This window comes from Micromonospora sp. CA-240977, from assembly GCF_050942285.1.
In the GTDB taxonomy this organism is placed as follows: Bacteria; Actinomycetota; Actinomycetes; order Mycobacteriales; family Micromonosporaceae; genus Micromonospora.
Genome location: NZ_CP192055.1, coordinates 6,408,871 through 6,422,108 on the forward strand (window position 1 = coordinate 6,408,871; position 13,238 = coordinate 6,422,108).

A 13,238-nucleotide genomic window follows, 5' to 3' on the forward strand; every position below is an offset into this window, starting at 1 on the left:
CTCCCCTGCGCGTCTACCGGCCCGCCACTCCCCTGACCGACCGACTTGACGAGGCACGATGAGCATCAGCACCCCGGGTGGCCCTGAGCGCCGCCCGACCGTGGTCAGCACCGGCAAGAAGCCGGCCGCAGGCCGGCCGGCGTCCGGCGCCAAGGCCGGTTCCGGCAAGCCGGCGGGCTCCCCCCGGGCCGGCGGCAAGGGCCCGCGCAAGCCGGTCACCCCGGTCAAGGTGAGCCAGGGCCGCGCCTGGGGCCCCATCGCGCTCTTCGTCGCGGTGGGCGTGCTCGCGGCCGGCATCATCGGCTACGGCGCCTGGGCGTCGTTCCAGGGCTCCAAGCCGTGGGACAAGCGGGCCGACGCCATCGACGGCATCGTCAACATCCGCAAGACCGACAAGAAGAGCCTCGAGTACGAGTCGCACAAGTCGGGCCCGCTGACCTACAAGTACTCGCCGCCGGTGGGCGGCGTGCACAACGCGGCCTGGCAGAACTGCATGGGCGACGTCTACGACGCCCCGATCGCCAACGAGCACGCGGTGCACAGCCTGGAGCACGGCGCGGTGTGGATCACCTACCGGCCGGACCTGCCCAAGGACCAGGTCGACAAGCTGGCCGGCAAGGTGCGCGGCGTCGAGAAGACGCTGATGAGCCCGTACGAGGGCCTGGACAAGCCGATCTCGCTTCAGGCGTGGGGCTACCAGCTCAAGGTCGACAACGCCGACGACTCGCGGATCGACGAGTTCATCAAGGACCTGCGGGTGAACGCCTCCGTCGAGGGCCCGACGGCACTCTGCAACACGGGCATCACCGCCACCGGCACCACGCCGCGTGAGCTCCCGCAACAGCAGCAGCCCGCCCAGTAGTAAGGACGCCGATGACCGCCCCCGCCACCACCGACAACGAGTACGACGACAGCCCGGCCGTCCCCGACGAGGATGGCCGCGCCCCGGCGTCGCGCTACGGCGTGCTGGCGCTCGCCATCATGGTGGTGGTGGGGCTGCTCCTCGGGTACGCCGGCGGTCTGCTCACCCCGCGGCTCACCCGACCCGGTGACGCCTCGGTCGAGGCGGGTTTCGCCCGGGACATGACGACCCACCACGCGCAGGCGGTGGAGATGAGCCTCATCGCGTACCGGTCGGCGACCCTGCCCGAGGTGCGGCAGATCGCCGTCGACATCGCCACCGGTCAGCAGGGCGAGATCGGTGCCATGCAGACCTGGCTCCGCGAATGGGGCCTCAGCCCGACCGGGTCGAAGCCGCCGATGTCGTGGATGTCCGACGGAGCCACCGTCAAGGACGGGCTGATGCCGGGAATGGCCACGCCGCAGCAGATGACAGCCCTCCGCGACGCCAAGGGCATCGAGGTCGACAGGCAGTTCCTGACCTTGATGTACAACCACCACCTCGGCGGCATCCACATGATCGACGCGGCTCTCGACGAGACCGACAACGCCGAGGTGGTGCGGGTGGCGCAGACCATGAAGTCCACCCAGCAGACCGAGCTGAACAACCTCCGACAGCTCCAGGCGCAGGCAGCCAAGGGCTGATCGACCGGAACGGGCGTACCGGGCCCGCGTCCCCGCCGCTCACCGGCGCGGACGCGGGCCCGCCCCATACCACCGCACCACCGCACCACCGCACCACCGGACCACCGCACCACCGGGCCACCGGGCCGTGATCGACTCGGGTTCAAGGAAACCGGGCCGTCGACGGGACCCGGACGCCCCGACTTCCAGGAAGCCGAGTCGACCACCGCGCGCACCCACCGGCTTGCGTCCCATCCCGGCCACGCGGCCTGCCCACCGCCCGGCCTGCTCGCCGCCCGGCCTGCTCGCCGCCCGGCCTGCCCAGCCCCCGCCCACCGCCCACCGCCCACCGCCCAGCCCCAGCCCCCGCCCACCGCCCACCGCCCACCGCCCAGCCTGCCCAGCCGTCCGGCCTACCTAGCCCCCGCCCACCGGGGTGATCGACTCGGGTTTCAGGAAAACGGGCCGTCGACGCAAGCGGGACACACCGACTTACAGGAACCCGAGTCGACCAAGGCGCGCACCCAGCGGCTTGCGTCCCATGCCCGGCCACCCGGCCTGCCCTGCCCACCGCCCGGCCTGCTCGCCGACCGGCCTGCCCACCGCCCGGACTGCTCGCCACCCGGCCTGCCCACCGCCCGGACTGCTCGCCACCCGGCCTGCTCATCACCTGGCCTACTCACCACCCGGCCTGCCCGCCACTCGGCCTGTTCAGCCCCGCCCATCACGGTGATCGACTCGGGTTTCAGGAAGTCGGGCCTTCAACGGGACTTGGACGCCCCGACTTCCTGGAAGCCGAGTCGATCAAGGGTGGGCGGTCGCCGCATTGCGCCGTCAACGACCCGGTATGTCCGGTGTGCGGCAATCGCGAGGCACGGGCGATTACGTTGCTTAGAGAGTTTTCTCCGCACATATCGTGACCAGTTGCGATTCGTGCTCGTTGCCCAAGACGTGGGGGTTGCACTCAGAGACGCACGGCGTTCGGTCACCAGTTGGTGCCGACGCCACACCATCGGCGGTGACGGGGCGGTGGCAGCCGTCCGTCGCGGACAGCGGCAGGGCGAGCCGGGAATGCTCAGCCGCGAACAGGAACTCGAACTGATCGACACGCTGCGGGGCGTCCACCCCGACGAGTTCGGCCTGGACGAGGAGCTGTGGACGAGGCAGAGCCTCACCACCCTCATCCAGCGCCGATTCGATCTGCCGCTGGATGCCGGGGCGGTCGGGGCGTACCTGCGGGCGTGGGGGTTGGGTCCGCGCGAGCCGCGCGAGCGGGCCTGTGGGCTCTGCGTCAGCGCGGTCGAGCGCTGGGTCCGCAGCGAGTACCCGGCGATCACCCGGGCCGCCCAGGAGCACCTCGCCGAGGTCTACTGGATCGGCCGGATCCGGCTGCGGGGCACCATGCCGGCGGCCGACGTGATCTCCGCGGTCTCGTCCCGCGGCCGGGTGCGCTTCATGATCACCACGCCGACGGTGGACCCGCCGCTCCCCCGCGACTTCGTGCTGCGGCTCAGCGGCGAGGAGCAGCGCACCGTGCATCTGATCGTGGACGGCTCCTGGCCGCGCAACGAGTGGCCCCGTCGGCTCCCCCGGCGAATCGTCCTGCACCCGCTACCCAGTTGCGGGCGGGCGATCGCGGCCGCCTGAGCATCGGGTGGGCGCGGTTGCCGACACGATCGGCTCACCCGATACCGATTCGGCGTACGCGGAGCAGGTTTGCTAGTCTTCTCCAGTCGCTGAGCCCCCGTAGCTCAGGGGATAGAGCACCGCCCTCCGGAGGCGGGGGCGCAGGTTCGAATCCTGCCGGGGGCACCAGGAAAGCAGGACCGGATCGTTGCCGGGCGCAGGAGCATGACGGCTCCCCGCGCCCGGTTTTTTGCGCTCGCGACCAGGCAAGATCAAGAATGTCGTCATGCTGATCGGGGCCGTGACCGCGACGGTTCTCACCGTCCGTGGGGTCCGCGCGGTTGTCGGGAAGAACGAGCGGCTGCGGGCGGCGGCGCTGCTCGCGGGCGCGGGCGCCATTGCCGTGTACGCGTGGGGCCTGCTCCACCTCGGCTTCGCCGTGTTGCAGGCGGAGGACGGCGGGGCGGGTTCGTTCCCGATCGCGCCCTGCCGCGAGGCCGGGACGCAGCGGGCAAGCCAGGTCGACGGGTACGAGGTCGGCTATCTGCCGCTCCGCTTCGAGTGCCGCACCGGCGGTGGGGGCGCGTATGTCACCTCGACCGTGCCCGGGTACGTCAACCCGGCCACGGCCGCCCTCGGCCTGATCACCGCCACCTGCGGGGTCCTCGCCGGCACGACGGCCCGGCACGCCCGACCGCCGGTGGCCTAGCCGATCGACCGGCGGCAGGCGGTCAGCCGCCGGTCGCGTAGCCGATCGGCCGGCGGCGGGCGGTCAGCCGGCGACGTACGCCGCCAGGTGTTCCCCGGTGAGGGTGGAGCGACCTGCGACGAGGTCGGCGGGGGTGCCCTCGAAGACGATCCGGCCCCCGTCGTGGCCGGCCCCGGGACCGAGGTCGATGATCCAGTCGGCGTGCGCCATGACCGCCTGGTGGTGCTCGATGACGATCACCGACTTGCCGGCGTCGACGAGGCGGTCGAGCAGGCCGAGCAGTTGCTCGACGTCGGCCAGGTGCAGGCCGGTGGTCGGCTCGTCGAGGACGTAGACGCCACCCTTCTCGGCCATGTGGGTGGCCAGCTTGAGCCGCTGCCGCTCGCCGCCGGACAGGGTGGTGAGCGGTTGGCCCAGGCTGAGGTAGCCGAGCCCGACGTCGGCGAGCCGGTCAAGGATGGCGTGCGCGGCCGGCGTACGCGCATCGCCGGCGCCGAAGAACTTCTCGGCCTCCGTCACCGACATCGCGAGCACCTCGCTGATGTCGCGACCGCCGAAACGGTATTCCAGCACCGACGCCTGGAACCGCTTGCCCTCGCAGTCCTCACAGGGCGCTGCGACACCGGCCATCATCCCCAGGTCGGTGTAGATGACACCGGCGCCGTTGCAGCTCGGGCAGGCGCCCTCGGAGTTGGCGCTGAACAGCGCCGGCTTCACACCGTTGGCCTTCGCGAACGCCTTGCGGATCGGGTCGAGCAACCCGGTGTACGTGGCCGGGTTGCTCCGCCGTGAGCCACGGATCGCGCCCTGGTCGATCGACACCACACCGGCGCCGGCGGGGATCGAGGAGTGCACGAGCGAACTCTTGCCGGAGCCGGCGACACCGGTGAGGACGACGAGCACCCCGAGCGGTACGTCGACGTTCACGTCCTGGAGGTTGTTGGCCGTCGCGCCACGGATCTCCAGTTTGCCGGTGGGTGTGCGTACCGTCTCCTTGAGGGCGGCCCGGTCGTCGAGGTGGCGACCGGTGCTGGTGCCGCTGGCCCGCAGGCCGTCCAGGCTGCCCTCGTAGCAGACGGTGCCGCCGTCCGTGCCGGCGCCGGGACCGAGGTCGACGACGTGGTCGGCGATGGCGATGGCCTCCGGCTTGTGCTCCACGACAAGCACTGTGTTGCCCTTGTCGCGCAGTTGGAGCAGCAGCTTGTTCATCCGCTGGATGTCGTGCGGGTGCAGGCCGATCGTCGGCTCGTCGAAGACGTAGGTGACGTCGGTGAGCGACGAGCCGAGGTGGCGGATCATCTTGGTGCGCTGCGCCTCCCCGCCGGAGAGGGTGCCCGACGGCCGGTCGAGCGAGAGGTAACCCAGGCCGATCTCCTCGAACGAGTCGAGGAGGTGTTGCAGCCCCGCCAGCAACGGGGCCACCGACGGCTCCTCGATCTCCCGGACCCAGGCGGCGAGGTCGCTGATCTGCATCGCGCACGCGTCGGCGATGTTCCTCCCGTTGATCTTCGACGACCGGGCCTCCTTGCTGAGCCGGGTGCCGGCGCAGTCGGGGCAGGTCGTGAAGGTCACCGCCCGCTCCACGAAGGCACGGATGTGCGGCTGCAACGCGTCGATGTCCTTGGCGAGGAAGGACTTCTGGATCGACGGGATCAGGCCCGTGTACGTCAGGTTGATCCCGTCGACTTTGATCTTCGTGGGCTCCCGGTGGAGCAGGTCGTGCTGCTCCCGCTTGGTGTACCTGCCGATCGGCTTGTCCGGGTCGAAGTAGCCGCAGCCGCGGAAGATCCGGCCGTACCAGCCCTCCATGCTGTAGCCCGGAATCGTGATCGCGCCCTCGTTGAGGGAGCGGCTGTCGTCGTACAGCGCCGACAGGTCGATGTCGGTGACCGAACCCATGCCCTCGCAACGCGGGCACATCCCGCCGAGCCGGGTGAAGGTCGCCTTCTCGGTCTTCGTCTTGCCCGCGCCACGATCAACGGTGATCGCGCCGGTGGCCTTCACCGAGGGGACGTTGAAGGAGTACGCGTTGGGCGAGCCGATCTGCGGCTGCCCGAGGCGGCTGAACAGGATGCGCAGCATCGCGTTGGCGTCGGTGGCGGTGCCGACGGTGGACCGGGCGTTGGCGCCCATCCGCTCCTGGTCCACGATGATCGCCGTGGTCAGACCGTCCAGCAGGTCGACGTCGGGCCGCGCCAGGGTCGGCATGAAGCCCTGCACGAACGCGCTGTACGTCTCGTTGATCATCCGCTGCGACTCGGCGGCGATGGTGCCGAACACCAACGAGCTCTTGCCGGAGCCGGAGACGCCAGTGAACACCGTCAGTCGGCGCTTCGGGATCTCGACGCTGACGTCCCTGAGGTTGTTGACGCGCGCGCCCTGTACACGGATCAGATCGTGGCTGTCCGCGACGTGCGGGGTGGAGGGGCTCATGGTGTCTCCATCTGTCGGGCGCGCGCGCAGGACTCAGCGCACTTCCTGGATGCGGATCAGGTTGCCGGCGGGATCGCGGAAGGCGCAGTCGCGTACGCCGTACGGCTGCTCGGTCGGCTCCTGGACCACCTCGGCCTCGGTGGCCTCCAGCTTGGCGAAGGTGGCGTCGAGGTCGGTGGTGGCCAGGTTGACGCCGAAGTAGCTGCCCTTGGCCATCAACTCGAGGATGGTCTGCCGTTCGTCGTCGGTGAGGCCGGGATTGGCGGCCGGCGGGTGCAGGACGATGGCGGTGCTGGGCTGGCCGACCGGCCCGACCGTGATCCACCGCATCCCCTCGTACCCGACGTCGAGGCGGACCTCGAAGCCGAGGATGTCGCGGTAGAAGACCAGCGAGGCCTCCGGGTCGGTGTGCGGCAGGAAACTCGAATGAATGGTGATGTCCATGCTGGTCACGCTAGTTGCGCCGCGGTGACCCGCGCTTCTCGATTCCTGACCGGTCTGGTCACCTGCTTCGCCACGCACGACGGCATCCCCGCCGTCGCCTGCGCGGCCTGCCGCCGGTAGACGCTCGGCGGCACCCCGACCAGCTCGGTGAAGCGGGTGCTGAAGGTGCCCAGCGACGAACAACCGACAGCGAAACAGACGTCGGTGACGCTCAGGTCGCCACGGCGCAGCAGGGCCATCGCCCGCTCGATGCGCCGGGTCATGAGGTAGCTGTAGGGAGATTCGCCGTAGGCGAGGCGGAACTCGCGGCTGAGGTGCCCGGCCGACATGTGCGCGCCCCGGGCCAGCGCCTCGACGTCGAGCGGCTGCGCGTACTCCCTGTCGATCCGGTCGCGGACCCGCCGCAGGCGCGCCAGGTCGTCCAGTCGTCGGCTGGCGTCGGGTTTGCTGCTCACCTGGGAAATCGTGCCACAACCCTCCGACATTCGACCGCTCGCCGGCGGCGGACCTGCCAACCCGGTCAGCCGGCCTCGCGGCGGGCGCGGGCCCGGCGCTTCCCCTCGTGCATGGCCTGCACCCGGGCCACCGGGATGGTCCGGCCCTCGGCGACCAGGTCGGCCGGGAGCGGCTGCGGCGTCGGCATCAGCGCGGCCCACGGATCACCGTCGCCGAGCAGCGACGGCGCGGTCCGGATGGTGAAGTCGGCCGGGGCCACCTCGGTCAGGTCGGCCCAGTCGACCGGGAAGGAGACCGGCATCCCGGGGCGCAGCCGGGGGCTGTACGTGGCCACCACCGTCGCGCCGCCGGAGCGGGTGGCGTCCACGAAGACCCGGCCACCCCGGTCCTCCTTGATGTACGCCGTGGTGGCCAGCGCCGGGTCGAGCCGCTCGGCGCGGACGGCGAGTGCCCGGGTGGCGGCGGCCAACTCCTCCGCCGTGGGTCCGTCGGCCACCGGGACGAAGACGTGCACGCCCTTGGCGCCGCTGGTCTTGACCGCACCGGTCAGGCCGGCGTCGGCGAGCGCCTGACGGACCAGCAGGGCCGCGTCGACGGCCGCCCGGAAGCCGTCACCCTCCGGCGGGTCCAGGTCGAGCACCAGGTGCGTCGGACGGTGCGGTTCCGCAGTGGTGGCCAGCGTCGGGTGGTATTCCACAGCCCGTTGGTTGGCGAACCAGAGCAGGGTGCGCCGGTCGTCGCAGAGGGCGTACGAGATCTCCCGGTGCGACGCCTCCGCCCAGACCGGCACCCGGCGGACCCAGTCCGGGGTGTAGCGGGGCAGGTTCTTCTGCATGAAGGGCGGCTGCCCGGGGCGGACCCGGATCACCGACAGCGGGCGGTCCCGCAGCTGGGGAAGGATCCGCCCACTGACGGCGTCGAGGTAGTCGACCAGGTCTCGCTTGGTCGCGTCGTCGCGGTCGGACAGCGGCTGGTCCAGGTTGGTCAGGGCCACGCCGTCCCGGGTCTCGTCAGCCTTGCTCACCCGACCACCCTTGCGGCCCCGGTGCCGTCGGTCAACCGGACGCGGCGCTCCGGTGCGGATCGATTCCGGCGCCTACCGCGGCCGGGCCCGACGGATCGGCTGCCGACGACGGCCCGATCGAGCGTCGGGGCAGGCCGGTCGAGCGTCGGGGCAGGCCGGTCGAGCGTCGGGGCAGGCCGGTCGAGCGCCGGGGCAGGGTGGTCAACGCCACCAGCCACGCGGCGACCACGAGACCGGCGGCCACGGCGAACGCGGTCCGGTAGCCGCCGGCGAGCGCGGCGGTCTCGGCCCAGCCGGCGGCCCGCAGGCCGTCGCTACGGGAGGCGGCCAGGGTGGCCAGCGCGGCCAGGCCGACCGCCCCGCCGACCTGCTGGGTGGTGTTGGCCAGGCCGGAGGCGAGCCCGGCGTCCGTGTCGGTCGCGCCGGCCATGGCCAGGGTGGTGACGGCCGGCAGGGTCAGGCCGCCGGCCACCCCGAAGATCAGCATCGCCGGGAGTACGGCGGTGACGTAGGCCCCGTCGGCGGGCAGCCGGGCGAGCAGCAGGAAGCCGACGGCGGCCAGGCCGAGCCCGACCAGCAGCACGGTCCGGGCGCCCCAGCCGGCGATCAGCCGACCGGCCAGGCCGAGCGACACCACCGCGATCACCACCGGGGTGGGCAGGAAGGCCCAGCCGGTCGCGGCGGCGTCCAGTCCGAGCACCAGTTGCAGCTCCACGGCGAGCAGGAACTGGAAGCCGAAGTACGCGCAGACCATGAGGAACTGCACGGCGTTCGCCGCCGCCAGACCCGGGACGCGCAGCACCCGGGCCGGCACCAGCGGGGTCGCCGCCACCCGTTGACGGAGCACGAACGCGCCGAGCAGCAGCGCCGCGAGGGCGACCGCGCCGAGGGTCCGAGGGCTGGTCCAGCCGTGTTCGCCGGTCCCCACGATGCCCAGCACGGCGGCCATCAGGCCGGCGGTGACGAGCAGCGCGCCGGGCAGGTCCAGGCCGGCCCGCAGGCCGATGCCCCGTTCGGCCGGGAGCCGGCGGACGGCCGCGAGCAGGATGGCCGCCCCGATCGGCAGGTTGACCAGGAAGATCGCCCGCCACCCGGCCGCCTCGGTGAGCACTCCGCCGGCGACGGTGCCGACCGACGCGCCGGCCGCGCCGGTGAAGCTGAACACGGCGATCGCCCGCGCCCGTTCGGCGGGTTCGGGGTAGAGCCGGACGATCATGCCGAGGCTGACCGCCATGGCCAGCGCCCCACCGACGCCCTGGCCGAAGCGCGCGGCGACGAGCAGCGTCGGCCCGGTGGCGACCGCGCAGGCCAGCGAGGCCAGCGTGAACAGCGCGACGCCGGCCAGGAACACTCCCCGCCGGCCGAGCAGGTCGCCGAGTCGGCCGGCGAGCAGCAGCAGCCCGCCGAACGCGACAAGGTACGCGTTGACCACCCACGCCAGGCCGGCGGCGGTGAAGCCCAGATCGCGTTGTACGGCGGGCAGCGCCACCGCCACGACGGTGCCATCCAGGATGATCATCAGGCTGCCGGCGCAGAGTACGAGCAGCGCGGGCCAGCGGGATGGGACGACCCGATCCATGAAATTCCTCCTTGGTACACGGTTTGTTACCGAGGCCATCGTCTGTGACCATGAACCGGAGCGGAAGGAGGCACTCTCATGTCCCAGGGGAACAGCGATGTGTCCGCGCTGGTCGAGGCCGAGGTGACCTGCGCGGCCGAGAACGTCCCGTTCACGCCCGGGCAGGCTCGGGCGTGCACCGTCCGGGAGGTGCTCGACCGGGTCGGCGGCAAGTGGAGCATCAGCATCCTGGTGGCCGCCTCGCACGGGCCGGTGCGCTTCACCGAGCTGGAGCGGCACATCGAGGGCATCAGCCGCCGCATGCTCACCCTGACGCTGCGCAACCTGGAACGTGACGGCCTGCTGCGCCGCACCGTCTATCCGACCGTCCCACCCAAGGTCGAGTACGCGGCGACCCCGATGGCGTTGGAGCTCTACGAGTCGCTGGTGGCCCTCACCAGCTGGGCCGAGCGGCACCGCCGCGCCATCGCCGAGGCGCGGACCAGCTACGACGCCGAGCACGCCGGATAAACCCCCACCGGGTGTGGGGAACGCCACCACCGAAGTCTGACCGATCGGTCAGGCTCTGACCGATCGGTCAGGCATGCTGGTCTGCGGAGGTGGACCGGCAATGGCCAGAGCGGTGTCCGAGACGCACGGCGAGATCCTCGCCGCGGCGGCGCGTCAGTTCACGGTGAGTGGCTACCGCGGCACCTCCCTGCAGGACATCGCCCGTGAGGTCGGCTGTTCCAAGGCCACGGTGCTCTACCACTTCGCCAACAAGGAAGCCCTGCTCGCCGAGCTGATGGCCCCGGCGATCGGCGTGCTGCGGGACCTCGACGACCGACTCACCGGCCTGACCGGTTCGGCCGCGCAGGAGGTCGCCGCACAGGGCTTCGTCGACCTCGCGGTCCGGTTCCGGCGGGAGATCGCGGTGCTGCGCGGCGAGTTCCCGGAACTGCTCTGCCAGCCGGCCTTCGCGCACATCCAGCAGATCTCCGACCGCCTGCGCGACGCGTTGGCCGGACACTCCGACCGGCCCGGCGCCCGGATCGCCGCGCTGGTGCTGCTCGCCGGGATCTCCGAGGCCTGCGGCGAGTTCGCGGACATCCCCGACGACGAGCTGCGCGCCGCCCTGCTCACCCTCGTCCGGCGGGCCGTCGAACCCGTCGACGCACCCCTGCCCCAACCACCCACGACCGAGGACAAGGACTCCTGATGGCCACCCTGCTCTACCGGCTCGGCCGGGGCGCGTTGCGCCGGCGACGGCTCGTCGTCGCGCTCTGGCTCGTCGTACTCGTCGTCGCCGGCCTGGCCGCGGCGACCCTGCGCGGCCCGACGGCGAGCAACTTCACAATGCCCGGCACCGAGAGCCAGCGCGCGCTCGACCTGCTCGCCGAGCAGTTCCCCGCGGCCAGCGGCGCGACAGGCACCATCACCCTCAAGGCGCCTGCCGACGGCCAACTGGCGACCCCGCAGGGCAAGGCAGTGGTGCAGGAACTCGTCGAGCAGGCCTCGACGCTGCCCGGCGTGGTCGGCGCGGTCAACCCGTTGCAGGCCGGCGCGGTCACGCCCGACGGCCGGTACGCGCTGATCCAGGTCCAGTTCGGCGAGGACGTGACCGACGCGCAGCGCACCGCGTACGAGCAGGTGGGCGCGGCGGCCAAGGCACAGGGTTGGCAGGTCGCCCCGGGTGGCGAGGTGCTCGGCAGCGAGCCGGAGATCGGCTCCACCGAGGCGCTCGGCGTCCTGGTCGCCGCGATCGTTCTGATCATCACGTTCGGTTCACTCGTCGCCGCCGGAATGACAATGCTCAACGCGCTGATCGGCGTGGGCGTCGGGATGGCCGGGCTGTTCGCGCTGAGCGGCGTCGTCGAGCTCACCAGCACCGCCCCGGTGCTGGCGCTGATGCTCGGCCTCGCGGTCGGCATCGACTACTCACTGTTCATCACCTCGCGGCACCGGCAGAACCTGCTCGACGGATTGTCCCCGGAGGAGGCGGTCGGCCGGGCGGTCGGCACCGCCGGGTCCGCGGTGCTCTTCGCGGGCGCGACAGTGGTCATCGCGCTGGCCGGGCTGGCAGTGGTGAACATTCCGTTCCTCACCGTGATGGGTCTCGCCGCCGCGGGCACTGTCACCGTCGCGGTGCTCGTCGCGATCACCCTCCAGCCGGCGCTGCTCGGCTTCGCCGGCCGCCGGGTGCTCCCCCGCCGGCTGCGGGCAGTTGTCACCGACGAGCAGGGCGCGGCCGTCGACCACTCGGGCGTCGCCGACCGGCCGGCCGCCGAGGACGAGTCCCGGTTCGGGTTCCGCTGGGCGCGGCTGGTCACCCGCTTCCGCGTACCTGTCATCCTGGTCGGCCTGCTCGGCCTGGGTCTGCTCGCGCTGCCCACGCCGGACATGCGGCTGGCCCTGCCGGGCGCCGCGACGGCCGCCGTCGGCTCGCCCGCCCGGGTGGCGAACGACCTGACCGTCGAGGGTTTCGGGGCGGGCTTCACCGGCCGGCTCGCGGTGGTGGTCGCCGGTGACACCCCGCAGGCCACCTCGGCCGCCGTGCCGCAGGTGACAGCGCTGCTCCAGCGCACCGAGAACGTCCTCGCGGTGGCGCCGCCCCAGCTCAGCCCGGACGGCCGGACCGCGCTGCTCGGCGTGGTGCCGAAGACCGGCCCGACCGACGAGGCCACCGAGACCCTGGTGCACGACATCCGCGCCTCGGTGAGCGGGATCCGCGACGTGGACGTGCTGCTCACCGGCGTCACCGCGATCGGCATCGACGTCTCCGAGAAGCTCTCCGACGCGCTGCCGGTGTACCTGCTGCTGGTGGTCGGGCTCTCGGTGCTGCTGCTGATGCTGGTGTTCCGCTCACTGCTGGTGCCGGTCAAGGCCGCGTTGGGCTTCCTGCTCACCGTCGCCGCCACGTTCGGCATCACGGTGGCGGTCTTCCAGCAGGGGCACCTCGCCGACCTGGTCGGCCTGGACACGCCGGGCCCGCTGATCAGCTTCCTGCCGATCCTGCTCATCGGCATCCTGTTCGGGCTCGCCATGGACTACGAGGTGTTCCTGGTGTCCCGGATGCGGGAGGACTTCGTCCACGGCAAGTCCGCCCGGCAGGCCACCATCAGCGGCATGGGGCACGGCGCCCGGGTGGTCACCGCCGCCGCGCTGATCATGATGTCGGTCTTCGGGGGCTTCGTCTTCCTGGAGGACCCGGTGATCAAGTCGATGGGCTTCGCCCTCGCGGTCGGCGTCGCCATCGACGCGTTCGTGGTCCGGATGACCATCGTCCCGGCGGTGATGTCGCTGCTCGGCGACCGCGCCTGGTGGCTCCCTGGTTGGCTCTCCCGTGCCCTGCCGAACGTGGACATCGAAGGCGAGGGCCTCCGCACCCACCTGGAGGACCGCACGCCCACCCACGTCTGACCCCGTCCACGCGAGGGAGGTGCGACGCCCGTCGGGCTCCGCAC

12 protein-coding genes and 1 tRNA gene are annotated in these 13,238 nt (G+C 71.9%); 8 read left to right on the forward strand and 5 right to left on the reverse strand.

Annotation, left to right across the window (positions count from 1 at the left end; all coding sequences use genetic code 11):
• Positions 1-58: 58 nt before the first annotated feature.
• From ACQPWW_RS29010 to ACQPWW_RS29030, 5 genes are all read left to right on the forward strand, one after another.
• Positions 59-862, forward strand: coding sequence for a DUF3105 domain-containing protein (locus ACQPWW_RS29010; protein ID WP_433126908.1), 804 nt, complete (start codon positions 59-61; stop codon positions 860-862).
• A gap of 11 nt (positions 863-873) precedes the next feature.
• Positions 874-1,545 carry a DUF305 domain-containing protein gene (locus ACQPWW_RS29015; RefSeq protein ID WP_433126909.1) on the forward strand — a complete coding sequence of 224 codons (672 nt, stop codon included), beginning with the start codon at positions 874-876 and terminating at the stop codon, positions 1,543-1,545.
• 930 nt (positions 1,546-2,475) lie between these two features.
• On the forward strand, positions 2,476-3,171 hold the full coding sequence (locus tag ACQPWW_RS29020; protein ID WP_357806557.1) for a winged helix-turn-helix domain-containing protein: 696 nt from the start codon (positions 2,476-2,478) through the stop codon (positions 3,169-3,171).
• 93 nt (positions 3,172-3,264) lie between these two features.
• A tRNA-Arg gene (locus ACQPWW_RS29025) sits at positions 3,265-3,339 on the forward strand.
• 97 nt (positions 3,340-3,436) lie between these two features.
• Positions 3,437-3,859, forward strand: coding sequence for a hypothetical protein (locus ACQPWW_RS29030; RefSeq protein WP_433126911.1), 423 nt, complete (start codon positions 3,437-3,439; stop codon positions 3,857-3,859).
• A gap of 63 nt (positions 3,860-3,922) precedes the next feature.
• On the opposite strand, the gene ACQPWW_RS29035 is transcribed toward ACQPWW_RS29030, so the two are convergent.
• The 5 genes from ACQPWW_RS29035 to ACQPWW_RS29055 form a co-directional block, all read right to left on the reverse strand.
• Complete coding sequence (locus ACQPWW_RS29035; RefSeq protein WP_433126913.1) at positions 3,923-6,292, reverse strand: ATP-binding cassette domain-containing protein; 2,370 nt, start codon at positions 6,290-6,292, stop codon at positions 3,923-3,925.
• 33 nt (positions 6,293-6,325) lie between these two features.
• The gene (locus ACQPWW_RS29040) at positions 6,326-6,736 is read right to left on the reverse strand and encodes a VOC family protein (RefSeq protein ID WP_433126915.1); all 411 of its coding nucleotides are present in this window, start codon (positions 6,734-6,736) and stop codon (positions 6,326-6,328) included.
• A 5-nt stretch (positions 6,737-6,741) separates the two neighbouring features.
• On the reverse strand, positions 6,742-7,191 hold the full coding sequence (locus tag ACQPWW_RS29045) for a helix-turn-helix transcriptional regulator (protein ID WP_433126917.1): 450 nt from the start codon (positions 7,189-7,191) through the stop codon (positions 6,742-6,744).
• A gap of 65 nt (positions 7,192-7,256) precedes the next feature.
• Positions 7,257-8,216, reverse strand: a complete 960-nt coding sequence (locus ACQPWW_RS29050) for a DNA polymerase domain-containing protein (RefSeq protein WP_433126918.1) — start codon at positions 8,214-8,216, stop codon at positions 7,257-7,259.
• Between the two features lie 31 nt (positions 8,217-8,247).
• Entirely contained in the window at positions 8,248-9,795 is a 1,548-nt protein-coding gene (locus ACQPWW_RS29055) for an MFS transporter (protein ID WP_433126919.1), read from the reverse strand.
• Between the two features lie 78 nt (positions 9,796-9,873).
• Between ACQPWW_RS29055 and ACQPWW_RS29060 the strand changes: the two genes are divergently transcribed.
• The 3 genes from ACQPWW_RS29060 to ACQPWW_RS29070 all read left to right on the forward strand — a co-directional run bounded on the left by ACQPWW_RS29060 (position 9,874) and on the right by ACQPWW_RS29070 (position 13,194).
• Positions 9,874-10,305 carry a winged helix-turn-helix transcriptional regulator gene (locus ACQPWW_RS29060; protein ID WP_433126920.1) on the forward strand — a complete coding sequence of 144 codons (432 nt, stop codon included), beginning with the start codon at positions 9,874-9,876 and terminating at the stop codon, positions 10,303-10,305.
• Between the two features lie 100 nt (positions 10,306-10,405).
• Positions 10,406-10,993 (forward strand): TetR/AcrR family transcriptional regulator, encoded by a 588-nt coding sequence (locus tag ACQPWW_RS29065; RefSeq protein ID WP_433126922.1) that lies wholly within the window; start codon positions 10,406-10,408, stop codon positions 10,991-10,993.
• Positions 10,993-13,194, forward strand: coding sequence for an MMPL family transporter (locus ACQPWW_RS29070; protein ID WP_433126923.1), 2,202 nt, complete (start codon positions 10,993-10,995; stop codon positions 13,192-13,194). Before ACQPWW_RS29065 ends, ACQPWW_RS29070 begins: the two co-directional genes overlap by 1 nt.
• The last annotated feature ends 44 nt before the right edge of the window (positions 13,195-13,238 follow it).